The 25703-nt window shown below is 37.0% G+C and carries 22 protein-coding genes, 1 tRNA gene and 2 pseudogenes; 14 read left to right on the forward strand and 11 right to left on the reverse strand.

What is annotated here, in order from left to right:
- Both HRT72_01910 and HRT72_01915 read right to left on the reverse strand, forming a co-directional pair.
- The coding region (locus tag HRT72_01910; protein ID NQY66468.1) for a glycosyltransferase family 9 protein at positions 1 to 892 on the reverse strand (892 nt) is incomplete at its 3' end.
- Positions 893 to 1498: a DUF4254 domain-containing protein gene (locus tag HRT72_01915; protein NQY66469.1), complete on the reverse strand. Its 606-nt coding sequence runs from the start codon at positions 1496 to 1498 to the stop codon at positions 893 to 895.
- Positions 1499 to 1564: 66 nt separating this feature from the next.
- On the opposite strand from HRT72_01915, the gene HRT72_01920 reads away from it, so the two are divergent.
- From HRT72_01920 to HRT72_01950, 7 genes are all read left to right on the forward strand, one after another.
- A complete protein-coding gene (locus tag HRT72_01920; GenBank protein NQY66470.1) occupies positions 1565 to 2356 on the forward strand; it encodes a TatD family hydrolase in 792 nt (263 codons plus the stop codon).
- Positions 2357 to 2406: 50 nt separating this feature from the next.
- The gene (locus HRT72_01925) at positions 2407 to 3753 is read left to right on the forward strand and encodes a KamA family radical SAM protein (protein NQY66471.1); all 1347 of its coding nucleotides are present in this window, start codon (positions 2407 to 2409) and stop codon (positions 3751 to 3753) included.
- Between the two features lie 171 nt (positions 3754 to 3924).
- Positions 3925 to 4012 (forward strand) — tRNA-Ser (locus HRT72_01930).
- 146 nt (positions 4013 to 4158) lie between these two features.
- Positions 4159 to 4968, forward strand: a complete 810-nt coding sequence (locus tag HRT72_01935; GenBank protein NQY66472.1) for a MotA/TolQ/ExbB proton channel family protein — start codon at positions 4159 to 4161, stop codon at positions 4966 to 4968.
- A 23-nt stretch (positions 4969 to 4991) separates the two neighbouring features.
- Positions 4992 to 5393: a hypothetical protein gene (locus HRT72_01940; protein NQY66473.1), complete on the forward strand. Its 402-nt coding sequence runs from the start codon at positions 4992 to 4994 to the stop codon at positions 5391 to 5393.
- Between the two features lie 22 nt (positions 5394 to 5415).
- The gene (locus HRT72_01945; GenBank protein NQY66474.1) at positions 5416 to 6003 is read left to right on the forward strand and encodes a biopolymer transporter ExbD; all 588 of its coding nucleotides are present in this window, start codon (positions 5416 to 5418) and stop codon (positions 6001 to 6003) included.
- A 12-nt stretch (positions 6004 to 6015) separates the two neighbouring features.
- On the forward strand, positions 6016 to 6486 hold the full coding sequence (locus tag HRT72_01950) for a biopolymer transporter ExbD (GenBank protein ID NQY66475.1): 471 nt from the start codon (positions 6016 to 6018) through the stop codon (positions 6484 to 6486).
- Positions 6487 to 6517: 31 nt separating this feature from the next.
- Here the strand turns inward: HRT72_01950 and HRT72_01955 are convergent, their stop codons facing one another.
- Entirely contained in the window at positions 6518 to 7435 is a 918-nt protein-coding gene (locus HRT72_01955; protein ID NQY66476.1) for a CPBP family intramembrane metalloprotease, read from the reverse strand.
- A 50-nt stretch (positions 7436 to 7485) separates the two neighbouring features.
- On the opposite strand from HRT72_01955, the gene dusB reads away from it, so the two are divergent.
- Positions 7486 to 8478 carry a tRNA dihydrouridine synthase DusB gene (dusB, locus tag HRT72_01960; GenBank protein NQY66477.1) on the forward strand — a complete coding sequence of 331 codons (993 nt, stop codon included), beginning with the start codon at positions 7486 to 7488 and terminating at the stop codon, positions 8476 to 8478.
- On the opposite strand, the gene HRT72_01965 is transcribed toward dusB, so the two are convergent.
- Together HRT72_01965 and rbfA are read right to left on the reverse strand one after the other, a co-directional pair.
- A complete protein-coding gene (locus tag HRT72_01965; protein ID NQY66478.1) occupies positions 8461 to 9711 on the reverse strand; it encodes an ABC transporter permease in 1251 nt (416 codons plus the stop codon). The genes dusB and HRT72_01965 overlap by 18 nt on opposite strands.
- A 17-nt stretch (positions 9712 to 9728) precedes the next feature.
- Positions 9729 to 10070 (reverse strand): 30S ribosome-binding factor RbfA, encoded by a 342-nt coding sequence (gene rbfA, locus HRT72_01970; GenBank protein ID NQY66479.1) that lies wholly within the window; start codon positions 10068 to 10070, stop codon positions 9729 to 9731.
- A 65-nt stretch (positions 10071 to 10135) separates the two neighbouring features.
- On the opposite strand from rbfA, the gene HRT72_01975 reads away from it, so the two are divergent.
- Both HRT72_01975 and HRT72_01980 read left to right on the forward strand, forming a co-directional pair.
- Positions 10136 to 11974 carry an ABC transporter ATP-binding protein gene (locus HRT72_01975; GenBank protein ID NQY66480.1) on the forward strand — a complete coding sequence of 613 codons (1839 nt, stop codon included), beginning with the start codon at positions 10136 to 10138 and terminating at the stop codon, positions 11972 to 11974.
- A gap of 81 nt (positions 11975 to 12055) precedes the next feature.
- Positions 12056 to 13837: an aryl-sulfate sulfotransferase gene (locus HRT72_01980; GenBank protein ID NQY66481.1), complete on the forward strand. Its 1782-nt coding sequence runs from the start codon at positions 12056 to 12058 to the stop codon at positions 13835 to 13837.
- Here the strand turns inward: HRT72_01980 and hflX are convergent.
- Together hflX and HRT72_01990 are read right to left on the reverse strand one after the other, a co-directional pair.
- The gene (gene hflX, locus HRT72_01985) at positions 13834 to 15024 is read right to left on the reverse strand and encodes a GTPase HflX (GenBank protein ID NQY66482.1); all 1191 of its coding nucleotides are present in this window, start codon (positions 15022 to 15024) and stop codon (positions 13834 to 13836) included. The two genes, HRT72_01980 and hflX, sit on opposite strands and share 4 nt — an antisense overlap.
- Positions 15025 to 15031: 7 nt before the next feature.
- Complete coding sequence (locus tag HRT72_01990) at positions 15032 to 15493, reverse strand: cytochrome B (protein NQY66483.1); 462 nt, start codon at positions 15491 to 15493, stop codon at positions 15032 to 15034.
- A 102-nt stretch (positions 15494 to 15595) separates the two neighbouring features.
- On the opposite strand from HRT72_01990, the gene HRT72_01995 reads away from it, so the two are divergent.
- The 3 genes from HRT72_01995 to HRT72_02005 all read left to right on the forward strand — a co-directional run bounded on the left by HRT72_01995 (position 15596) and on the right by HRT72_02005 (position 21396).
- Positions 15596 to 18604, forward strand: a complete 3009-nt coding sequence (locus tag HRT72_01995; protein ID NQY66484.1) for an amidohydrolase family protein — start codon at positions 15596 to 15598, stop codon at positions 18602 to 18604.
- The gene (locus HRT72_02000; GenBank protein NQY66485.1) at positions 18601 to 19881 is read left to right on the forward strand and encodes an amidohydrolase family protein; all 1281 of its coding nucleotides are present in this window, start codon (positions 18601 to 18603) and stop codon (positions 19879 to 19881) included. Before HRT72_01995 ends, HRT72_02000 begins: the two co-directional genes overlap by 4 nt.
- A gap of 75 nt (positions 19882 to 19956) precedes the next feature.
- Entirely contained in the window at positions 19957 to 21396 is a 1440-nt protein-coding gene (locus tag HRT72_02005; GenBank protein ID NQY66486.1) for a polysaccharide biosynthesis C-terminal domain-containing protein, read from the forward strand.
- Between the two features lie 18 nt (positions 21397 to 21414).
- On the opposite strand, the gene HRT72_02010 is transcribed toward HRT72_02005, so the two are convergent.
- From HRT72_02010 to mmuM, 4 genes and pseudogenes are all read right to left on the reverse strand, one after another.
- Positions 21415 to 21804 carry an OmpA family protein gene (locus HRT72_02010; GenBank protein NQY66487.1) on the reverse strand — a complete coding sequence of 130 codons (390 nt, stop codon included), beginning with the start codon at positions 21802 to 21804 and terminating at the stop codon, positions 21415 to 21417.
- 457 nt (positions 21805 to 22261) lie between these two features.
- Complete coding sequence (locus HRT72_02015; GenBank protein ID NQY66488.1) at positions 22262 to 23491, reverse strand: hypothetical protein; 1230 nt, start codon at positions 23489 to 23491, stop codon at positions 22262 to 22264.
- Positions 23492 to 23604: 113 nt separating this feature from the next.
- Positions 23605 to 24018, reverse strand: a pseudogene (locus HRT72_02020) (nuclear transport factor 2 family protein).
- 4 nt (positions 24019 to 24022) lie between these two features.
- Positions 24023 to 24954: pseudogene (gene mmuM / locus HRT72_02025) on the reverse strand (homocysteine S-methyltransferase).
- Positions 24955 to 25188: 234 nt separating this feature from the next.
- Here mmuM and HRT72_02030 point away from each other — a divergent pair.
- A partial coding sequence (locus HRT72_02030; GenBank protein ID NQY66489.1) for an RNA polymerase-binding ATPase occupies positions 25189 to 25703 on the forward strand: 515 nt, incomplete at its 3' end.

The following is a 25703-nucleotide window of genomic DNA, read 5'->3' on the forward strand; positions in this document are numbered from 1 at the left end:
TATTGGTTTCTTTTTCCTGATAAGGAGAAAACCCAAGGTCGGGGTGAGTTGGCCCCCAAATGGATATCACTGGGATTGATGAAAGCGCCGCGAGGTGCATATTTGCAGAATCCATACTAATCATTAATGTTAGCTTTTTAATCAGTTCCAATTCGTCTTCCAATTCCAGACTATCGGTAACATTTACAATAGCAGGAAAAGACTTTTGTATTTCAAGGATGGAGCTCTTTTCATTCCCTGTTGCTCCAAATAAATAAATATTCGAATCCAGGTTTTTTGAGATCAACTCTATTAGTTCGATAGTTTTTGAGATGCCCCATTCTTTTAATTGGTGCTTTGCAAATGGTGCAATTCCGATGTTAAGGGTTTTGGATGACGAAGAATCGATAATGTTTTTAATATTTCCTTCGCCACGTACATTAGCTATTATCCAAGGGCCTTGAGCTATTGATGTATTTAAATTTAATCCTTCAAAAGGCTTAATATATCGTTCTATTGTATGCGGTAATTTTGTATTACGTGTCCTTCCAATAAATTCTTTTTTCTCTTTTCGGCCTTTAGCGAAGCTTTTAAATTTTAATCCATTTAGTTTAAAAACAAACTTAATTACTCGCGATCGAAGACTCAAATGGAGGTCTATTCCTAAATCAAATTTGCTAGCATTAACAGTTTCCATGGCTAATCGCATTAGACCAGTAATCCCCTTATGTTTTCCTTTAAGGTCAGCTGGAATAATTTGGAGTCGGTCTATGTTATTAAAAATAGGAGAGAATGCTTTATTGGTAATGAGGGTGATCTTCAAATCACTATTGTTGGCCAATAAACTTGAAAGTACAGGTGTTAAAAGAGCAACATCACCAAAGGAAGAGAATCTAATAACCAGTATGTTCATCTACTTTTCTTTTGCGTAAAGAGATGGATTTAAACTAGGATCATTATACATTTTAACCTGTCGATATACCTTCATGTATTTAGATCCATCATTTATATCTTTTATTAGGTCGTCAAAACAAGTTGAAAGATCGTCGAGTTGTTCGGAGATTATAGAAAGTTTATTTGTACAATTTTTAATGTGCTCTTCATCTACATCAGTCCTATCTACTTGCTCCTGCATGTGGAATTTTTTAAGCGATAAAATGGAAAGCTTATCGATGATCCAAGCGGGACTTTCAGAATTTAATCGAGCATCTTGATTAGCTACTCTATCTTTGAAAAAATGAATAAACCAATCGTCAATTTTTTCAACTTGATTAACTCTTCCTTGGTTAGAGGCATCGATCTCGCGTTTAATTTTCACCACATCGTTGGCTTCGATTTTCGGGTCTCTTATTACATCCTCTAAATGCCATTGAACGGTATCTATCCAGCATTTTGCATAACATAGGTCTTCGAACGAATATTCTTGGAAGGGATTGTTTATTGGAGTAGACAAATTGTCTTCCACATGGTAGTCGTTAATACACTGTCGAAATATGATGTTACAATCTTTAGCTTTCATTGAGTTTACTTGTTTTGAGAATGCAAATTTAGGACAAATTGTGAGGATTGTCTTAGCTTTACTTTCATGGCCATAATAGACACGCATACCCACTTGTTTTCGGATCAATTTGATGCAGATCGAGATCAGGTTATTCAGAATGCTCTTTCAAAAGGTGTTGAACGTATGTATCTTCCAAATATTGACTTAGAGACAGTCAAGGCTCTGAATTTAATGCTCACAGAGTACCCAGATAACTGCTTTGGGATGATGGGTTTACATCCATGTAGTGTTAAGGATGACTATGAAAATGTTTTGTTTCGGCTTCGGAAAGAATTTGAAGCGACTAAGTATTATGCTGTAGGGGAAATAGGAATTGATCTATTTTGGGATAAATCTACTCTTGGTATCCAGCAAGAAGCATTAAAAATCCAAATTGGATGGGCGAAGGAATTAAACCTTCCTATCGTACTTCATTGCAGAGATTCATTCAATGAAGTTTTGAGTATTGTAGAAAACCTTCATGAAGAGAAGTTAACTGGGGTCTTTCATTGTTTTACGGGAACTGTTGAGGAAGCAAGGAGGGTAACGGATTTAGGCTTCAAATTGGGAATAGGAGGAGTTGCTACTTTTAAAAATGGAGGACTTGATAAAGTGATTCCTGAAATTGATTTGAAGCATATTGTTGTAGAAACCGACTCCCCTTATTTAGCTCCGGTTCCTTATAGAGGTAAGAGAAATGAAAGTGCATATATTACAGAAGTGGTAGAGAAGCTGGCTACCTTTTATAGGAAACCATTTAAAGAAATAGAAGAGGCGACAACACTTAACGCACTCGAAATATTTCATAAAAGACTTTACCACAAACCATTAGTTTAATTTCTCGTAGAAAGTATAGTACTTCTGTTTTACTAACCAACAAGACAGCTATGGATTATAATTTTAGAGACGATGAGTTTTGGAAAACCATACCTATATGGAAAGATGTAACTCGCGAAGAATTTGGTGACCATAAATGGCAGTTGAAAAATTCAGTCACCAAAGTTTCTAAAATAGAAGCGATGTTCGAAGGGACATTACCCTCCGAACTTATTGCCGATATCGAAGATGGGCAGGTGCGAACTCCTATGAATGTTAGGATTACCCCTTATATTTTCGCCTTGATAGATTGGAACAATCCCTATGAAGACCCTCTATTAAAACAGTTTCTTCCCTTGGGTTCTCAGTTTTTACCCAACCATCCATATCACGAAAATGATTCGTTGCATGAAGACATCGATTCGCCAGTTCCACTAATTACACATCGTTATCCTGATAAAGTATTGTTTTTACCAACAACTGTTTGTCCGGTCTACTGCTCGTATTGCACAAGGAGTAGATTGGTCGGGGGATCAACGGAAAGCAAGGAGAAAGATACTTACGGTGCTAATGTGAGTAACTGGGAGCCAGCTTTTGAATATTTGAGAACCAACAAAGAGATAGAAGATGTGGTGATTTCAGGAGGCGATGCATTTATGATTAAAGCCAGTTTGCTTAAAATTCTCTGCGAAACATTATTAGATATCCCCAACATTCGAAGAATTAGAATTGCGACAAAAGGACTAGCAATTTTTCCACAGAAAATATTGTCAGATAATGAGTGGGTTGAAACTGTAGGCGAGATTCATCAAAAGGCAATCTCAATGAATAAACAGGCGGTTATCCATACACACTTTTCTAGTCCAAATGAGATAACAATGTGGAGCCATTTGGCTATGAATAGATTGCACAGTATGGGTATTGTTGTTCGGAATCAAACTGTGCTGCAGGAAGGAGTGAACAATTCTTTTGAAACCATGCACAAGCTGATTAAGCAAATGTCGTATATCAATATTCAACCATATTATATCTATCAACACGATATGGTTCCAGGTTGTGAGCATTTCAGAACAACACTAGGTAAGGCTAGAAGATTGGAAGCTCAGATTAGAGGTACAACCGCAGGATATAATATGCCACTGGTTATTTGTGATTTACCAGGTGGAGGTGGCAAACGACCGATCAATAGTTTTGAACTTTACGATGAAGAGATTGGGATATCAGCTTGGAGAGCTCCACAGATTAAAGAGGGTAAGGTGTTTTATTATTTTGATCCAATAAATAAGCTAAAGCCAGAAATTCAAGCAAAATGGGTGGATTCTGAACAGCGGGAATTAATGATAAAAAATTTTGAAGAGAGGGTAGAGAAAGCTATTGTTGCTAAAGATGATTATGAAAAAGAGCATTTGGCATCTTAACAGGCTCAGTACTATCGTCTTATTGATTCATATTATAATTATATAATTGTCAAATGTTTTCTGAGCGACTGTATTCGATTGATTTTGCCTTGATTCTATCTTAAAACTATATTTTTTTTAGTAATTTGTCACCCCTTTTGGGGGTTTAGCTAATAGAGAAGCTCTCATTTAGGAGAGGTGGCCGAGTGGCTTAAGGCGCACGCTTGGAAAGCGTGTATACTCCAAAAGGGTATCGAGGGTTCGAATCCCTCTCTCTCCGCGTTGGAGTAAAATAAATATGGAATTAAAAAGTTATCTAAATAATAATTAATCAGACAAACTATGAATTACGCTGTAATCATGAACATCATTAAAAAAGCTTTATTGATGAACAAAAGAACTTTTATCTTCTCTACTATGCTCGCAATGCTGGTTGTAGGAGTTCAATTAAATACTTTCGCACAGGATGAGGTGGTAGAAGATACTTCAGCTGCTAATGCAGTAAGTGATTCTACTGTTGCTGACTCTGCTGTTGTAGAAGCTCCAGTTGAAGAAATAAAAGAAGAAGTTGTTGCAGAGACAGAAGTGGCAGAAGTTGAAAAAACTGTTCATCAAGTAATCAAACAGAAATTTATTGAAGGTGGACCTGAATTTATGGGTATCGTTCTTTTATGTCTGATTTTAGGATTAGCTCTGTGTATAGAGAGAATAATCTACTTAAATATGGCTACTACGAACAACGAAAAACTTTTAAATGAAATTGAAGGTGCTCTTGGATCAGGTGGTGTAGATGCAGCAAAAGAAGTTTGTAGAAATACAAAAGGTCCTGTTGCAAGTATCTTTTATCAGGGATTAGATAGATCAGGAAAAGGAATTGAAACGGTTGAGAAGTCTGTAGTACAATACGGTGGTGTTCAAATGGGATTATTAGAGAAAGGTCTTTCTTGGATCTCTTTATTTATCGCTCTTGCACCGATGCTTGGTTTCATGGGAACTGTAATTGGTATGATCGATGCATTTGACTCTATCCAAGCGGCAGGTGATATCTCACCTTCTTTGGTTGCTGAGGGTATTAAGGTAGCATTGATTACTACGGTATTTGGATTGATCGTGGCAATTATCCTTCAAGTGTTTTATAATTATATCGTCTCTAAAGTGGATGATTTAGTTAACGCTATGGAGGATTCTTCAATTTCTTTTGTTGACATCCTTATTAAAAGTGGGAAAGTCAACTAATATTAATAGTAAAGATTAATACGATGGAAAAAATTATTACTACTTCACTTTACGCTATGATGGGTATTTCCGCATTGTTATCTATTCTACAGATAATGGGATTTACTGGAGAAGCAATGGTGATTTCATGGTGCTATTTACTTGTAGTGATAGCTGCTGTTGCGTCAATAGCTTTTCCGATGATTAGGATGGTAAGTGATTTTCAAAGCGCTAAGAATAGCTTAATGGGAGTTGGAGTTCTATTTGTAGTATTTGGACTTGCATATGCATTAGCGAGTTCTGAAATATTGCCTTCATTTGAGAACTATGTTAAGGATGCTGGAAAGGTTAAGATGATCGGTGGATCAATTATAGCGTTCTATATTTTAGCGGTTGGAGCAATAGGATCTGTGATCTATTCGGAAGTTTCTTCAATGCTTAAATAGGACCTTAGTTAGAAAAGATAATATGGGACGAAGAGAATTACCAGAAATTAATGCCGGATCCATGGCGGATATCGCATTTTTGCTGCTTATATTTTTCTTAGTAACTACTACTATGGATACGGATACAGGGCTTAATAGAAGGCTACCACCTCCTTTAGATCCTGAGCAGCCACCACCACCACCGATTAAAGACAGAAATGTTTTCGTGGTATTGATTAATGCTAATGATCAATTGTTGGTAGAAGGGCAACCGATGGATATATCTGATTTAAGAGAAGAGGCGAAAGAGTTTATTGCAAATCCATCAAGAAAAGAAGAATTACCAGCATTTAAACAAGTTGATATTCCACTCCTAGGATCACGGCAAGTGTCAAAACAGGTTATATCCTTACAGAACGATAGACGGACTTCTTACGCAATGTATATTGGAGTTCAGAATGAACTTGCTGCGGCGTATAATGAGTTGAGAGAAGAATTATGTCAGACTGAATTCGGCGATTCTTATCAGTTGTTAGTTAAGAATAAAAAAGTAGGGGACAACAGAGCTAAGATTAAAGCGATTAGAAAAGCGATTCCACAAAGAATTTCTGAGGCAGAACCTAATAAATAAGCAGAGTTAGAAATGGCACAGTTTAAAAAACGAAAAAAAGGTACTCCAGGCATATCCACAGCATCTTTACCGGATATTGTATTTATGCTTTTATTTTTCTTTATGGTTACTACTGTAATGCGGGAAGTAACTCTACAAGTAGAGTTGAAGAAGCCGAGTGCTACAGAAATTGCAAAGCTGGAAAGGAAATCGTTAGTGAGTTACATTTATGTTGGCCCTCCTATTAAGTCTTTGAGAGAACAGTTAGGATCGGAGCCAAGAATGCAGCTTAATGATGCTTTTGCAGAGGTAGGCGAAATTTATGAGTTTGTTCAAACAGAGAGAGATAAAATAGAGGAAGCAGAAAAGAGATTTCAAACTTTTTCTTTGAAAGTTGATTCCGATACCAAAATGGGAATCATCTCTGATATCAAAATGGAATTAAGAGAAGCCCAAGCTTTAAAAATCAACTATTCGACCAGGAAAGGGGAAATAGGGGAATAGGTTTTTCTAGATATAGTATTATTAAGAGCGCTCACTGAGCGCTCTTTTTTTGTTTTTCTAGTTGATAGATACCATAAATGATAATGGCGGAAAACAGAATGCTTATAATGGCATACTGACCGAAGTTTACATCTTCACCAATCTTGTCAATTTCGCTTTCTATTATTTTATTCTCTGTTAAGAAGACAAAGAGCACTCCCATGAAGTTGTTTAGAAAGTGAGCCGCAATAGGAAGCCAAAGTGACTTGCTCCAAAAGAATAGATATCCAAGTAATGCACCTAAGAAGAATCTTGGTAGAAAACTGAAAAACTGAAAATGCCAGGCACTAAATATAAATGCGGTAAGCCATATAGCCCAGTGTTTGTTTTTGAACCATTTTGAAAATACATTTTGCATACTGCCTCGAAAGAATAATTCCTCACCTATTGCTGGTACAAGTGCTATTAAGAAAATGTTTACAAGCAGATCACTAACTCCTTCACCTCCCAATATGGCAATAATCATTTCATTAGCCGACTTCTCCATGTTTCGGAGCGCTTCCTCAAGTGGAATTAAAATGTCTGGAAGATGCATGCTTTCGTTAATTGCACCAGTCCAATTGATAAAGGGAAGAAGTATTAAGACTAATAGGACTATCAATGGAAAACTTCCGAGATTGGGTAAGGTGTTTAAACGTAAAAATGTAAGGCGATTGGAAACAGTTAGAAAAGTAAATAGCAAAGCCGGTACAATGAACATCCCAAGTTGTTGTGAAAAAATAAAGAAACGCAGACTGCCAATCTGGTTTATATTATTGGAGGCGATTAGCGCTTCGTTAAATGAGATGCCTTGAAATATGGATATGATCCCTACGGAAACTCCAATGAGTACGATTGCGCAAAATACGGCTAGTAAAATCAAGAGGATAATCTTGGTTCCATAATCATATTCTTTAAATATTGCTTTCAATGCAGTGTTGCCTATTATGGTTAACTTTGTACAGTACTACTGTAGCGCGAATGGTAAAGATAGGAAATATTGAGATTGGGGAATTCCCCTTATTGCTTGCTCCAATGGAGGACGTGAGTGATCCCCCATTTAGATCTTTGTGCAAGAAGCATGGAGCAGATTTGATGTATACCGAATTTATCTCATCCGAAGGCCTTATTAGAGATGCGCAAAAAAGTGTTCAAAAGCTGGATATTTATGATGAAGAACGTCCAATCGGTATTCAAATTTTTGGTGGAGAAATAGAATCCATGATTCAAGCTGCGCGAATTGCAGAAGAGGCTGGGCCAGAATTCATAGATATTAATTATGGTTGTCCGGTTAAGAAAGTAACATGTAAAGGAGCTGGATCTGGGATCTTACAAGATATTCCCAAGATGGTTAAAATGACTGAAGCGATCGTGAAGTCATGTAATTTACCCGTAACAGTTAAAACAAGGCTTGGGTGGGACGATAGCACTAAGTATATTGTTGAGGTTGCGGAGCGATTACAAGACATCGGAATCGCTGCTATATCCGTTCATGGGAGAACAAGAAAGCAGATGTATAAAGGAGATGCGGATTGGTCTTTAATTGGTGATATCAAAAACAACAGCAGGATGCATATTCCTGTTTTCGGTAATGGAGATGTGAATACTCCAGAAAGAGCGGTTGAGGTAAAAGCTAAATACGGTGTAGATGGTATTATGATAGGTAGAGCTAGTATCGGTTATCCTTGGTTTTTTAACGAGGTAAAGCATTTTATGGAAACAGGTAATCATCTTGCGAAGCCAACCTTACAGGATAGAGTGGATGTGTGTAGAGAGCACTTGGAGAAATCGGTTAAATGGAAAGGCGAAATAGTAGGAATTGTTGAAATGAGAAGACATTATTCTAATTATTTCAGAGGGATTCCAAACTTCAAGCCGATACGAATGCAGTTGGTATCAAACACGAATTACAAAGAGCTATTAGATATTTTGAATGACGTAACTAATCAGTACGAGTTACCTGAAATTGTTTAGCATAGAAAGAGTATTTCCTTTCTCAATTTTTCGTTGAAACTGGCTCATTGCAAATTTCGTTGCTAAAAATCCTATTCCTACCACGGTAATCATAACAACCAAGAAATCAGTTAATCTGAGCTCCACTGGAAACTCGGCAAGCAAAAATTCGGTTCCTGTTCCGAGTTGAAGAAGTCCGAATTGTTCTTGCGCAAGTACAATTAATGCTCCTAGTATTAAGCCAGAAAAAGCACCGATAAACGAGATAAGGAGTCCGTTATACATAAATATTTTCCGAACTACACTTGTGTCTGCCCCCATGCCGAGTAAAACAGCTACGTCATTTTCTTTCTCCACCATAAGCATGGTTAACGAACCAACCACATTAAAAATGGCGATTATCAAAATGAATGTGATGATGAAAAAGGCCATAAGCTTTTCGGTTTTCTGTGTCTTATAAAACAAATCATTCTGTTCATACCTATTTTTAACAGAGAAATCAGACCCTATAATTTCTTTGATATTCTGTTGAATTATATCTCCATCCATAGATGGATCTAAACCTAGTTCAACTCCGGTAATTTTGTTTCTCTTATTGAGAAGCTTCTGCGCAAATCGTTTAGAGACTAAGACATATTTCATATCTAATTCGGCGCTAATTTGAAATATGCCTATTGGGGTTATTTGCTTTGAAGAAAAGGCATTCATGAGATTTGTGGAAGATGCTTTCCCTGTTTTGGGAACATAGATGCGCAGAGGAGTACCATAGTTAGTGATATTAACGCCAAGGTTAAAAGCGATTCCTTGACCAAGAATTGCAAAGTTTTTATTCTTATTCTCAAGTACAAACTTGCCCTCATACAAATGGGATTCTATATCTGAAATATTCTTGTAATCTTCATCAACACCCTTTAACATAGCCGGAAATTGATTTTTATCATACTTAAGGAGTACAAACTCTTCTACAACTTCTGTGTAGTTTAATACACCTTCTAGGTTCTTTATTTTATCAGATGGGAATTCTTTGCTGTTAAAGGATTTGCCTTCAACAAGGGCGATGGAAATGTCTGGATGGAACGAATTGTACAAAGACTCCATGAATCCTTCCAAACCATTAAAAACGGATAACACGATAATAAGAGAAAGGGTCCCTACAGAAACTCCGAGTATAGAGATACCGGTTATAATATTTATTACGTTAAAAGATTTTTTGGAGAAAAGATATCGTCGGGCTATAAATAGAGGAAGATTCAAATCTAATCGGTTAGAGTTTAATCATCTTTAAGAAGTCTATCAATGTTTGCAGCATATTCGAACGAATCATCTACATAGAAAATTAATTCTGGTACTCTTCGCATTTGGTTTCTAGTAGCTGTGGCCACAAAGTGTCTAATTTTAGGCTTTAACCCGTTTAGCATTTCTATCGTTTCTTTTGAATCTTGATTGCCTAACAAACTCAAATAAATTTTTGCCACAGAAAGGTCAGTACTAATTCGAACATTAGTTACCGTAATAAACCTGCCGCCAAATAGATCTCGACAATGTTTATTGAAGATAAGACCAAGTTCTTTGTGTATAAGCCTAGAGACTTTATTTTGCTTTAACGACGCCATGCGGCAAAGGTATTAAATATGCAACAGATTAATACGTTCAAGATGGACTCACTATATTTGCATTGATGAAAAGCTTTTTAAAAGTAATAGCATATCTAAAGCCGTATACCGGATTAGCAGGGTTGAATATTCTTTTCAATGTTCTGTTTACGGTATTCTCGTTATTCTCATTGGTTATTCTTATTCCATTCCTTGATACAATTTTTGATACAGGGGCGACGATAGAAAGCCATTTATCCGCAGTACGTCCAGCTTTTGAGCTGACAAAAGATGCATTACTGGGTAATCTTAATTATTTCATTGGTCAAATAATAGGCGATGTGGATAAATCAACACAGTTATTTAGGTTGTGCATTATTATCGTAAGTATTTTTCTTTTGAAGAACATGTGTAGATATTTTGCCATGTTCTTTTTAGCACCTATCCGGAACAATGTGATTAGAGATTTAAGGTCGGACATATATAATAAGATATTGATATTGCCTTTATCCTATTATAGTAACGAAAGACAAGGAGACTTGCTTTCGCGTATGACGATTGATGTACAAGAAGTAGAACATGGTGTTGTAAGTACCTTGGAAGTTCTTTTTCGAGATGTGCTTACAATCATGGTATCTCTAACCGTTATGATAATGTTTAGTGCTGAGCTAACGATGTTCGTTTTTTTTGTGCTTCCAATAAGTGGAGTGCTAATTTCTTTTCTTGCAAAGAGTTTAAGGCGAACAGCCAATAAGGGTCAGAAAGAGATGGGAAATCTAATGTCGATTTTTCAAGAATCGGTAGCTGGATTAAGGATTATTAAGGCTTTTGTTGCTGGAGATTTTAGTAGAGCAAAGTTTGGAAGTTCTAACGACCAGTATGCTCAATTTATGACTAAGGCTTTACGTAAAAAAGATTTCTCTTCTCCACTTACTGAGTTCTTGGGCATAGGTACTCTATCTGTTGTGCTTTGGTATGGTGGAGGAATTGTTCTTAAAGGTGGAGACGATGTATTAAGAGCGTCGGAATTTATTGCATATATCGCCATATTCTCACAAATTATTCCTCCTGCGAAAACACTTACAGGGGCTTTCTTTAGGATAGTGAAAGGCATGTCGTCTTTAGATAGGATAAACGAAATTTTGGATATTGAAATTAAGATTGATGAGAATAAAGAGGGGGTTTCCATCAAAGAGTTTAATTCAAAAATAGAGTACAATAACATCAGCTTTGCTTACGATAAAGAAACCGTATTGGAAGATGTTAGTTTCGAAATTAGCAAAGGGAAAACGATTGCTTTGGTTGGTCCTTCTGGCGGAGGTAAGTCTACTCTTGCCGATTTATTACCTAGGTTTCATGATGTTCAAAGTGGGGAGATTAAAGTTGATGGCGTTGCTCTACAAGATTATAGTTTGAAAGATTTACGACGTCTAATTGGAGTGGTAACACAAGAGTCTATTCTATTCAACGATTCTATTTTTAACAATATCGCCTTTGGAATAAACAACCCGAATAAGGAAAAAGTTATTGAAGCAGCCAAGATTGCCAATGCACACGATTTCATTATGGAGATGGAAGATGGCTATAATTCCAATATTGGAGATAGAGGTAATAAGTTATCAGGCGGACAAAGACAACGAATGAGTATAGCCAGAGCGATAATGAAGAATCCTCCGATTCTTGTATTAGATGAGGCTACTTCGGCATTAGATTCCGAATCAGAGAAGTTGGTTCAGGATGCGTTACATAAATTGATGAAGAACCGAACATCGTTAGTTATAGCGCATAGGTTATCTACAATTCAGAATGCAGATGAAATACTTGTTATTAAGGATGGCAATGTAGAAGAAAGAGGTTCTCACGACGATCTCTTGAAAAACGAAGGGCATTATAAGAAAATGTTTGATTTACAAACATTCGAATAATTTAGAATTAACCGATTTCCTGGTGTATTATAAGTACACAGTCAAATTTAGAATAGTTAAATTTGTTAAAATCAGCGTTTTATGTCAAGCAAGTTATCTCTCTTAGTAGTATTCTTTTTAAATTCTATCCTTGTTTTCGGTGAGGTAGAATTTAATTACTTCTCTCCAGTTTCAAATGCAAGTTTTGTTTCAAGTGAGACCTCCATCATTCTTAGAATAAGTGAGCGATTAGATGTATCCACATTGGATAACAACAGTATCCAGGTAGTTGGNAGTGAAAGCGGGACGCATGATTTAACTATAGAGCTAATCCAAAATGGACACACTGTGATTGCTAAGTTGGATGTGGCATTGCTGCCATGTGAAACGGTGAGTTTAAGTACTACAGATCAAATATTAACGACAGAAGGAGAATCTGTAAAACCCATTGGGCATTGGTTTACTGTTTCATGTAGATCAGATGAGTTTGATGCTCTTCACGGCCTTGTTGATGAAGAAGAGGACGAGATAGAGTCTGCTGGAATATTAAAATCGTTGGTAGTGCCTGCCAACTTTCCTAAAGTTAAAGTGAATGTAAATACCAACCCGGCGCCAGGTTATGTTTTCGTTACATCTACTAATGCAAATGGGAAATACCTTATGATTTTAAACAATGATGGATCTCCACATTATTATGAAGAAACAATCGGCTTTAATGCGAGTGATTTTAAAAAATTAACGGCATCTAAATTTGGTTATGCCAAAGGATCAGAAGATAAATATTACATACTTGACTTGCAATATGCAATAGTAGATGAGTTTATGGCTGGTAATGGATATGCAATGGATATTCATGAATTTGAAATAATGCCGAATGGAAATGCATTGATTCTTATTTACGATGATCAAATCGTGGATATGAGCGCTATTGTTACAGGAGGGCAAGCTAATGCAACAGTAAAAGGGATTGTTATACAAGAGATAGATTCACTCACAAAAAATGTAGTTTGGGAATGGAAAAGCTGGGATCACTTCGCTATAACAGATAATGATGAAGATGATTTAACCATGAATCAGGTAAACCCATTTCATACAAATTCTATCGAATATAATAATGGAAATGTTTATCTGTCGTCGAAAAGATTAGATGAGATAACAAAGATTGATCACGCTACAGGAAATATTTTGTGGAGAATGGGTGGTGGTCAAATGAATCAGTTTACACTTATTGGAGATACGGCTTGGTTTTGCGATAATCACGATGCACGTGTATTGCCAAATGGGAACATTACAATTTTCGATAACGGAACTTGTCATGAATTATCTTTTGCAAAGGAATATGAGATTGATGAAAATGCTATGACCGCAACGTTAGTTTGGAGTTATGCTCATCCGGAGGGAATGTATTCAGGCAATAGAGGAAATGCGCAACGTCTTTCCAATGGTAATACCTTAATTTCTTGGGGAGGTGGTGGTACAATAGCAGATGATGCTGCTAACGTTAGTGAAGTTGAAAGTGATGGCACATTGGTGTATGAAATGGTAATTGATAGCGTAGATGATAATGTTTCATACAGAGCCTTTAGATTCGAATGGAATGGCCTAGGCTTACCTACAAGCAACAAAGAGCAAGTGATGTTGCCTATGAAAGTTATTGTGTATCCTAGTCCGGGAGATGGGGTCTTTTATATAAAAGTAACCGACGATGAGAATGCCAATGTAGAAACGACAGTATTCGATGAATTGGGTAGAATGGTGGCAACTGTTAAAGTAAAAGGGATGTATGGAGAAGTGGATCTAACTGGACATTCACCCGGAATATACTTTTTTCAAACAAGCACCAAAAGCGGAATGGTAGTTAACAGAGTTGTCTTAACTGACTAATATAAATAGTCGTTAAAAGGGTATCGTTTTTCATGGATCTTACGAACCATCTGATACATCTTCTTTTTAAAACCTTCTAGGTTAATTTTGGACTCAGCAGAGATAAACAGGCACGGGTAGCTCAGTTTACTTGTCCACGATTTTTTTAACACTTCCAGCGCGTCGACTTCAGGTGCCAAATGATCGTATAGGGCATCATCAACAGGAGCTTCGTAAATATCGATCTTATTAAAAACCAAAAGAGTCGGCTTGTTCAACACCTTTAATTCTGCAAGAGTTTGATTAACGACCTCTAATTGATCTTCGTAGTTCGGTGATGCAACGTCTACGATGTGTACTAAAATATCCGCTTCAGTAACCTCATCTAACGTAGATTTAAAAGACTCTACTAATTGATGTGGAAGCTTCCGAATGAAACCAACCGTGTCCGAAAGTAAAAAAGGCAAATTGCCAATTACCACTTTTCTAACGGTGGTATCGAGTGTTGCAAACAGTTTGTTTTCCGCAAAAACATCCGATTTACTTATAACATTCATCACCGTAGATTTCCCAACATTAGTGTAGCCAATAAGGGCTACCCGAACCATCTTGCCTCTATTCTGACGTTGTGTGCTTTTTTGATTGTCGATTTGCTTAAGCTTCTTTTTAAGCAATGTAATCTTGTCGCGTATTATTCTTCTATCTGTTTCTATCTCGGTCTCGCCCGGTCCCTTCATGCCAATACCACCTTTCTGCTTAGAGAGGTGAGTCCATAAGTTGGTTAGGCGTGGTAATAGATATTGATATTGTGCCAACTCAACTTGTGTTTTAGCATGTGCTGTTCGAGCTCTCGAAGCAAAAATATCGAGGATCAAATTACTTCGATCTAAAATTTTACATTCTAGCACCTTTTCAATATTTCTTATTTGAGAAGGACTTAATTCGTCATCGAAGATTACGATATCAACCTCTTTGTCCTCTACGAATTTCTGGACCTCTAGAATTTTACCGCTACCTAAAAAGGTCTTTGGATTTGCAACTTGTAACGATTGTATAAACCGACCAACCGTTTTTGCACCGGAAGTTTCTGCTAAAAATTCTAATTCGTCAAGATGTTCTTTTACGGTTTGCTCTGATTGGTGTTGAAGAATAACACCTACAATAACTACTGTTTCTTGTACTTCCGCAGTATAATATGGTTCAGCCATTTAAAGATTAACTACTAAAAAAATATCCTCTTGCCACTTCAGAGAATGGCCAAGGTATTGTAATGAATATGATTACGAGAGCACAAATAAAGTAGATAGCCGTTTTTCGATGTTTTAAAACATCTTCGTTTGCATTCTTTGCTACTCGTCTTCCCAAAGTAATTAGTGTTACGGCTATAAGCATTCCGAAGATATGTTCCACTCCCCAAAATCGAAGCGCTGGTACTTTCATTGCGGCTCCAAAATCGCTGTGTGCGATGCTTACAATGTCGCTTGTGAAGTACAAAATAAGCCCAATTGTCATCTGTATTTGTGCGAATATCATTGTGAAGAGACTTAGTTTGTCGTGTCCCTTTTTGTAATCACCCTTTTGAAGCCAGCCCGAAATAGATTTTACAATCGCTGAAATGAGTAAGATTAAAATTACATATCGAAAGGTAGAATGTAGACCGAGTAGAGCGTTAAACATGAACTATTTAAAGTGATATTATTACAATTATAATTTATCTTTTCTAACTTCAGCCTTGCAAGCGCAAAAGGCGTGCTTTGCTAATACGAATTAGCTCAACAAATGTATCGATTAATAATCGCATTACTGCTTCTTTTAGGTTCTGTTCAGAGGGTTCAATCGCAAGAGACCTTCCATCCTAATGGAGTTGCAGACGAAACAGAATTCACACACGCATTCGTTCATGCAAAAATTCACATCGATCATCAAACGGTTCTAGAAAACGCTACCCTAATTATCAAAGGGAAAAAGATTATTGCCACAGGTACAGATATTGAAATCCCGAAAAACGCAGTAGTTCATGAGTTGGGCAGAAAATATATTTACCCTGCTTTTATCGATTTGCATTCCAGTTATGGGATGCCTAAAATTCCGAAAGGAAAGAAGAGTTCGAAAAAAGCTCTTTTTAATAGTCCAAAAGGAACAGCACTTGGATGGAACATGGCCGTTAAGCCAGAAGTATCCGCTGCTAACTTATATGAGATAAATGAAGAAGATGCATTAACTCTTCTTGAAAATGGATTTGGCGCCGTACTCACAGGTCAGCGTGATGGAGTTGTAAGGGGAACAAATACCTTGGTTGAACTTACCATCGAAAATGAACACGAGTCGATTTTAATTGAAAATGCATCAACCGAATATTCGTTGAATAAAGGGATGTCTGTTCAAAATTACCCTACCTCAAGAATGGGAGCAATTGCCTTATTAAGGCAAACCAATTTAGACGCACAGTGGTATGATCAAGCAAAAGTTGATCAGACAAATTTATCGTTAGAGGCTTTTAATCGGAATAAGAAATACCCAACAATGGCGTTCGCCACTAACTACCTCGATGTACTTCGTCTCGATAAGATTGGCGATGAGTTTGGTGAGCAATATATCTTAGGCGGTGGCGGAGACGAGTATAAAAGAATAGCAGAGCTAAAAGCAACCAATGCTTTATTTGTTATTCCAATCGACTTTGAAAAGGCGTTCAAATTAGAAGATCCGATGATGGCTGATATTGTTGAATTGGGTCAGTTGAAATCTTGGGAGATGGAACCTTTTAATCCATCAATTCTTGCTAAAGAAAACATTGAATTTGCAATCTCTACGAAAGGACATAAAGGGATGTCGAAATTTTGGGAACATTTAAGAAAGGCAGTAGAATGTGGATTGTCTGAAGAGGATGCCCTTAGATCCTTAACAAGTACGCCAGCAAAAATGTTAAATGCCGAGGATCAAATAGGATCATTACAGAAAGATAGAAGAGCAAATTTCTTTATCGCTTCTGGAAATATTTTTACCGAGGAGGAAACAATTATTGAAACATGGGTAGCAGGAACAAAATTCGAATTTTCGGATCAGTCTCCATTAGATATTAGAGGTGACTATACCTTGAAGCTTGATAAGGAATACATTCTAAATGTGAAGGGAAAATTGTTATCTCCCAAAGGAGAGATTGTAATTAATGACACGACGACAAAGGATGTCACTATAAAAACAGAAGGTAAAAACCTGTTATTGTCGTTTGATCTTGACGAAGGAAAAACGCGACTAAACGCAACAGTCGATTCCAAATCGAAAGACTGGATTGGTACTGGGGTAAATACTGACGGTCAAAGGATTCAATGGGAGGCAAAGTTTACAAAGGTTTTCAAAGAAGAGGAGAAGAAAGCCAAAAAGGAGAAAAAGGCCCCTTCTCATGGAGATATATTATTCCCCAATAAGGCATATGGTTTCAAAGAGGTGCCATCTCTAAAGGATTACTTAATAACCAATATCACGGTTTGGACTTGTGAAGAGGAAGGCAATCTAAAATATACTTCGGTAAAAATATCGAAGGGTAAGATCGTTGAAATTGGTAAAGACTTGAAGGAGACGGAGGGCATCACAATAATTGACGGTACAGGTAAACATCTAACTCCTGGATTTGTAGATGAGCATTCTCATATAGGTGTTTCGGGCGCGGTGAATGAATGGTCGGAGTCGGTTACATCTGAAGTTAGAATAGGAGATGTGTTAAACCCAGAAGACATAAGTATCTATTATCAGCTTGCTGGAGGTACAACAACATCTCAGATTTTACATGGCTCGGCAAACTGTATTGGCGGTCAGTCGGCATTAATAAAATTACGTTGGGGAAGTTCGGCAGAGGAACTTAAAATCAAAAATGCAGATGGCTTTATCAAGTTTGCCTTGGGAGAGAATGTTATTAAATCGAGTGGAACTTATAACACAAATCAATTTCCAAGAACTAGAAGTGGGGTAGAACAATTAGACAAGGATGCTTTTATTAGAGCCCAAGAATATTTGGCAGATTGGAAAAACTACAACGCACTTTCTTCCAAAGGAAAAGAGAATAAAATAATGCCTCGAAAAGATTTAGAGCTCGATGCTCTTGGGGAGATATTAAATAAGAAACGGTTTATCACCTGTCACTCTTATGTGCAAAGTGAGATAAACATGCTAATGCATTTGGCCGATACATTCGGATTTAAGATCAACACGTTTACACACATTTTAGAGGGATATAAGATTGCTGACAAGATGAAAGCACATGGTGCTGGGGCTTCTACATTCGCCGATTGGTGGGCATACAAGAAAGAAGTAATGGATGCCATTCCGCAAAATGCGAAAATTTTACACAAGGAGGGAGTTGTAGTTGCATTGAATTCCGATGATGATAACGAAGGAAGTAACCTGAACTTGTTGGCCGCTAAAGTTTATATGTATGGCGGACTGACACAAGAAGAATCCCTAAATATGATTACAATTAATCCTGCTAAACTTCTTCATTTAGACAATAGAATTGGAAGCATCGTTAAGGGTAAGGATGCCGATTTAGTAATCTGGGATGGCAACCCACTCTCTATTTATTCGACTGTTTTAAAAACATTTATTGATGGCAAATGCTATTACGATAAAGAGGATGATGTGGTAAGACAAGAGGAGATTCAAAAGGAAAGAACGAGGATTATTAACAAGATGATGGGTGGAGATTCGGATGAGGAAGAGAAACAAGATTTACCATTAAAGGATAAGAATAAGAAGGTCGATATGTGTATGGATGTTCATAACGAAATAGAATGAGAGGCTTTTTAATAAGTATATTTATCGTTGTTTCTTACTTGCAAGTAAGCGCACAAATTCCTGTTCCGGCTTCTGAGCAGTTGGAAGGCTTTTTGTTTGTAAATGCTACTGCTCATCTTGGAAATGGAAAGGTAATTGAGGATGCTGCTTTTGGAATTGTAGGTGGAAAAATTTCGTTGATCGATGAAAACTCAGCAGAGTTTAGAATGCTTTTTAGCAATATTGTCGATTTAAAAGGTAAACATATTTATCCTGGTTTTATTAACGCACGAAGTAATTTAGGCCTAGCCGAAACATCCAGTATTCGGTCTACTCGCGACGATAAAGAGATTGGCGATTTTAGACCGCATATTTATACAGCTAAAGCATATAACGCAGATAACATTGTAATTCCTACAGTTCGTTCGAACGGGGTTTTACTATCAAACGTAACTGGGTCGGGAGGGGTAATTACTAATACTTCCGCTGTAATGCATGCCGATGCCTGGAACTGGGAAGATGCATTGGTGAAAGATGACATTGGAATTTGGTTGAACTGGCCCGAGAAGGTAACATGGTCTAGTAAAGAAGTTAAATACACTGCATCAAAAACATACGATGAGGAAGTTAAAAATATAAAAGAGTTTTTTGAAGAAGCCAAAATGTACGCGGATACGAGAGGGAGTGCAGGCACTAATTTGAAGTACGAAGCGATGACCAAAATTTTTGGGGATGGGAAACGAACTTTCGTCGTGGCAAACTTTTCGAAAGAGATATTGGATGCGATAAATACCTTGAAAGAAGTAGGTGTCAAGGATATTGTATTGGTAGAGGCAGCAGAGGCGTATAAGCAGACTGCTTTTTTAAAGCAAAATGAAATTCCTGTTATGCTTGGTGAATTAAAAGCTCTCCCAAATAGCGAGGATGATGATTTAAAAATCGTAGCGAAGCAAGCTAAGATATTGCAAGATGAGGGTATTTTATTTTGTGTGTACCGAGATAATTTTTGGGATTCAAGAAACCTGCCATTCTCTGCTGGTATTGGTGTAACGTATGGTTTAACGAAAGAAGAAGCTCTCAGTGCCATCACCGGGAATGCAGCAAAAATTATCGGGATTGATGATATTGTTGGTACTTTGGAAGTAGGCAAGGATGCTACTGTTTTAATTACCGATGGCGATCCACTAGATTACCTCACCCACAAAATCGAAAAGGCTTTTATTCAAGGAAGAGAGATTGATTTGGATAATCACCACAAGCAACTCGATGCTAAGTTCTCTAGGAAGTTGGGTCAATAATATATCTTTAACATATAACTGAGTCAGTACAACGAATTACAAAATGTAGCGTTGGGCTGTTCTACAATTAATACGGTGCACAGAAAGTTTCTATTAAATCTAACCTTGCTACTGGTTCTTAATTTAATTATTAAGCCTACTTGGATATTTTGGATAGACAGAGGTGTGCAAAATACCGTTGGCGATGCTTATGGTGTTTATTTTGCAATGTTCAATTTTGCGATGTTGTTCAATATCTTCTTGGACATGGGTATCACTACCTATAACAATAAAAACATAGCCCAAAACGCACAGCTTATTACCAAGTACGTATCCGGAATCGTTGTTTTCAAATCACTTCTTTTTGTTGTTTACTTATGTGTTACCATGCTCTTGGGATTCCTTCTGGGATATGACGACATACGCTTTCAATTCTTGGTTTTTCTAACCATCAACCAGTTCCTAGTCTCGTTCATACAATACTTAAGGACTAATATATCGGCATTGCAATTCTTTACATTAGATAGTGTTTTATCCGTTTTGGATAAACTCTTGATGATCATCTTCTGTGCATTGTTAATCCATACTAATGTGATGGGGATTGAATTTTCCTTGATCGCATTTATCTGTATGCAAACCATGGCATATTTAGTTACTGCGATAATTGTATTTATTGCTGTGTTGTCGAAAGTGGAGCGAATAAGTCTGAAGCTAAATGTTCCTTTTCTCATGGCTATTGCAAAGGAGACGATGCCTTACGCTTTACTCACTTTAACCATGGTTTTTTATTACCGTGTAGATGCGGTAATGTTAGATTTCATGCTACCTAATCAAGAAGCTGAAACGGCAGTTTATGCGCAGGCCTATCGATTAATGGATGCCGTGGTGCAGTTTGGTTACTTAATAAGCATGCTACTCTTGCCGATGTTTGCTCGTATGTTAAAAGACAAAGAGAGCGTTAATAGTTTAGTTAAGCTCTCGTTCAACATCATTATTATTCCTGCGCTTATCCTAGCGTTTATTGTAAACGAGTACTCGGCTCTTATAATGGATGCCTTGTATAATCGTCATGTAGAATTGTCGGCTCCGGTGCTTACAATTCTAATGTGGTGCTTTGTAGCTATATCCTCTACTTATGTTTTCGGAACGGTTTTAACTGCTAATGGAAGTGTAAAGCTGTTGAACAAAATAGCCTTCGCCGGCTTGTTGTTGAATGTAGGTCTGAATGTAGTGTTCATCCCTGAGTTTATGGCCTACGGTTCTGCAATGGCAAGTTTAGTAACACAGGTATTAGTTGTTCTGTTTCAAATTTATCACTGTAAGAACATCTTTAAGTTCAATGTTGATTTCAAGTACCTAGCTTCTCTGTGTGTGTTCGGCACAGTTGCATACGCCTCCGTATTCTTATCCAACTTGTATCTAGATAACTTCACCTTGCAAATGGCTGTTTCAATTTTAATCCCTGCCACGTTTGCTGTCGGAATTAGATTAATTGACCTCGGAGATATCTATAAGATTGTATTGAAAAAGGGATAAGTGTAGTTCATAAGGATATCAATATAGGAGGTATTCGGTTCTTCGGTTGACGGCTTTATTGGCTTCAGTGCTGTTGGCTAATGTTGGTCTAGATTCCCCATAATGTTCCGAGTTAATTCTGTTTTCAGGAAGCTCTAAAGAGATCAAGAATTTAACCACTTCATTTGCTCTATTCTTTGAAAGAGTCATGTTAGAACTGTACGTCCCGTCACTGTCGGTATGCGCCATAATTCTAACTTGAAGATGGCTTCGGGTATCGAGATAATTATATAAGGATATCAATTCGTGCTCGCCAGCTCTGTTTATATTCCATTTGTTGGTCTCGAAGTATACCCATTCGAACGTGGTGATTTTATTTGTAAGAATCTGTTTTATTATATATTGGTGAGGTATCGAGTATAACCCCATTTAAATGTGAAGCGATTGGCTCATCTATTTTTATCGAAATGCCATTACGTTTATTGTTACTTCTAATATTTACATCCTTAGAAGTAAGGAAGGGTTCAATACTATTTTCTGATTTGTTTTTTTTCTCGGTGCGATCATAATTTCTAGATTGCTTAATTCCTTTTGTCGAGAATTTACTTTTCTGTTTTCGTCTTCTGTGGTTATCTTGTCTAATACAGTCTCTTCTAAAGCATAATGCGAATGATATGGATTTTTTCTTTGTATGCAGAACGACTACACCAGGTATTAACGTTTGGGAATAAGAAGATAAAACAGAAAAAATACAAAGGCATATTGGTAATACGAATCAAATTGAAATGATTGTGAACTTCATTATAGGAAATAGTTTATGACTACTTCTTAATGTTCAAAATTTGAAAAGGTGACCTAGGTAGGCTAGTTATTTTGATTAATCCAATTAGTGAGGAGTATTGGAGATCTCGGTTAACAACCTTTTTTTATAATCTGCCAGATTGTTTCTTACCCAAGTTGCACTCTCGTGTAAGTACTCCTGCTTCCTGATAAAGAAGAGGTTCTTATGGTATGATTGATTCTCCACCTGAGATATTTCATCTTTATTTTTATTAAAAAAATCTTCCAAATACCCTGCACTCGATATACGTTTGAGTTCGGATGTATACATTTCAACAAACTCTTTATCTAAAAACAGATTAGACCATTTCAGACATTTTAAATAAGTGTCATCGAAAATAAACTTAGTCATCATCTTCCTTCTGCATTGTCCATCGAAACCAATCGGTTCTAACCTATCGGTAGAAGGGTTGTAATAAAATCTTCTGTTGTGCCATCTCAATCCGTGATGGGCACCAGATAATTCGGATATGGCAATATGTGTTGCTAATCTTTTAATATCGAATACTTCGCTTGCTGTCTTTCTGCTTTTTCTAAAATCATCGAGTAACGCCACTGCTCTGTCAACGTGGTTGGAATCTAGTGGTACCGTTTGCATGAATACTTTTATAGGTGAGTCACTGTATATGTGTTTTTCATTTTTGAATTTTACAGAGTCATTTAATACCATATCATTCCATAAGGCATCTTCTGTAATACAGATAATTGGACCTCTTGGTCTATCGAAGCGATCTGTAATATGATGCGTGAAGTGCCCTTCGAAAGTGCAAACCGTTTGATGTCCGTTAATGCTAAAATCTACTACACCTGAGTTAAGAGATAAAATATTCTCTTGTTCCATCATCTTCAAAAAGATCCATTCCTTTAAAAAACGTCTGGCTCCAAAGCCCTGAAACGAGAGTTTGTAATTCCCTAAAGCATTTTTGTTCTTCAATATTTTTACACCATACGAAGGAGGATAAGGTCTAAAATGATCTAATTTATCTCCCTTCAATCGGATCTTTATTTTCATGGAATCTCCTTGATATACCAGAAGGGCTTTGACATACTGTTTGTGCGAATTTTTTATTTTTTTTGTTTCCAATACGTCGTCTCGCAACGAATCTAAGAACGCTAATTTTTTGTCGGATATAACAATTTCGATTCTTTCAATATCTGTAGATAGAGATTTGATATAACGATACGATGTGAACGAAATAAAAACGACAAGTACGAGGTACAAAAATTTGATACCCCAGTATTTGATTTTAGTAAGAATGTTTTGGTCCTCGTTCATGTAATCGTCGCAAGTGTTTTACCAGCGTTTGTTATTGTTGTCTCGTACGTATGGGATAAAAGTAATAAGAATGTAGCCACTACCCGATAGCTATCAGTGTTGTTGTATACTGTTTACTTAAGCTTCCTTTCAGAGACATCTATCTCTAGTTCATTGATGCTGGCAAATCTCTTTTTCATTAATCCATTCTCGTCGAACTCCCAATTCTCGTTGCCATATGCTCTGTGCCATTTGTCATACTCGTCCTGATATTCATATTCGAAACGAACAGCAATGCGATTATCAGAGTGTGCCCAATATTCTTTTCGGAGCTTGTAGTTTCTTTCCTTCGTCCACTTATTATTTAGAAACTTTACAATTTCTTCTCTTCCATTAATGAATTCGTTCCTATTTCTCCATTCACTATCAATAGTATATGCCAGGCTTACTTTGTCGGAATCCTTTGAATTCCAACCATCTTCTGCCATTTAAATTTTCTGTTTGGCTGTTTCTTCAGTGAAGGGTGGGAGAGGTAGTTTTTGTGCCATAATATTATTTACTGTTTTCGTTGATGCTTCTACTCATGCTTCTAATATGTTCAGGACCTATTCTGCAGCATCCTCCAATAATATCTGCTCCCAATTTTAGCCATTCTTTGGTCATCTCTGCAAATAGTTTTGGTTCTGATATACCCAGCCAGGTTTTACTTTCGGCATTGTAAGCCTCTCCCGAATTTGGATATACAACTATTTTTTTATCACAGTCGCTCGCTATTATACACTTTATTATTTCGGAGATATATTTAGGGTCGGTACAATTAACGCCAACGGCAAAGACTTTTGGATGATTTTTAAAGATTGCAACACATTCCTTAATCCCTGATCCATCATTTAAATGTCGTTCATCTTTACAAGAGAAGGATATCCATGCTGGTTTATTAAAATCAATTAAGATATCGGAGAGTATTGTTGCTTCTTGAAAACTTGGGATAGTCTCGCAGGCCAGAATGTCTGCATTTGATCGATCTAATATTCTGATCCTATCAAAGTGAAATTCTCTCAATGTTTCATCAGAAACACCATAGTCGCCTCGATACTCTGAGCCGTCAGCCAAATATGCACCATAAGGGCCCACACTAGCAGCAATGAGAGGTTTGAAATTAATAACACCTGAATCTAAAGCACTTTTAATTGCAATTTCAGCTAACTGAATTGATTTCAGAATAAGTTTTTCAGCTGTATCTCTTGTATAATCGATAGCGATTAATCCAGAAATAGATGCTTGATAGCTCGATGTGATAATACACTGAGCTCCTGATTTAAGATAATCAAGATGTGCTTGAATGATAGCATCTGGATTTTTCTCTATAAATTAGCAGTCCATAATTTATGATTCAAATCGCACCCTTGCTCTTCTAATACATTTGATAGGCCTCCATCTAGTATCAATGGGTACTTATCTATCAGGATGGTATCAGTTTTCATACGTTTTAATTAGTTTTCTATCAAACCAGTATTGGATTTCAAATACCTTTTACTAAACGAATACTCACAGAACACTAAACTAAATTGCGCTTGTTCCTTCTATCTCTACATAAAAATAATAATTGTTTTGTCAAGGAACCACAGGTTATATTTCAATTAAAAATTGAGGACTTTACTTCCTTTTAGCAAAAGACTTCTTGACCTTTGAACCGATAAGATTATAGAAAACGGAATATGGAGGATTTTTATCCAGGTCAGAGATGGACGAGTACAGGAGAACCTGAGTTAGGGGTGGGCGTTGTTGTCGAGGCAAATTATGGTCGCGTACAGATACACTTTCCAGTTTCCGACGAAACACGTCAATATGCCGAAGACAATTCTCCGCTAAGAAGAATAATCTTTAAACCAGGAGATACAATTGCAGACGCTAATCAACAAGCTTTTGTTATTGAGCGCGTGCAAGAGGGAGGTGACTTGTTAATTTATATTGGCAAGGATGGAACACTATCTGAAGCAGATCTTGGTGAAGTGGCAATAAAGCATGGAGTTGACGATCGCTTGTTAAATGGCGATGTGGAAAACCCAGATGTATTTGCCTTAAGAAGAAAGACATTGGAGTACGACCATGCCCGTAGAATTTCCCCAATCAATGGATTTGTTGGTGGACGAATAGACTTAATTCCTCATCAATTGTACATAGCACACGAGGTAAGTTCGCGTTACGCACCACGTGTATTACTTTCCGATCA

Source organism: Flavobacteriales bacterium (assembly GCA_013214975.1).
In the GTDB taxonomy this organism is placed as follows: Bacteria; Bacteroidota; Bacteroidia; order DT-38; family DT-38; genus DT-38.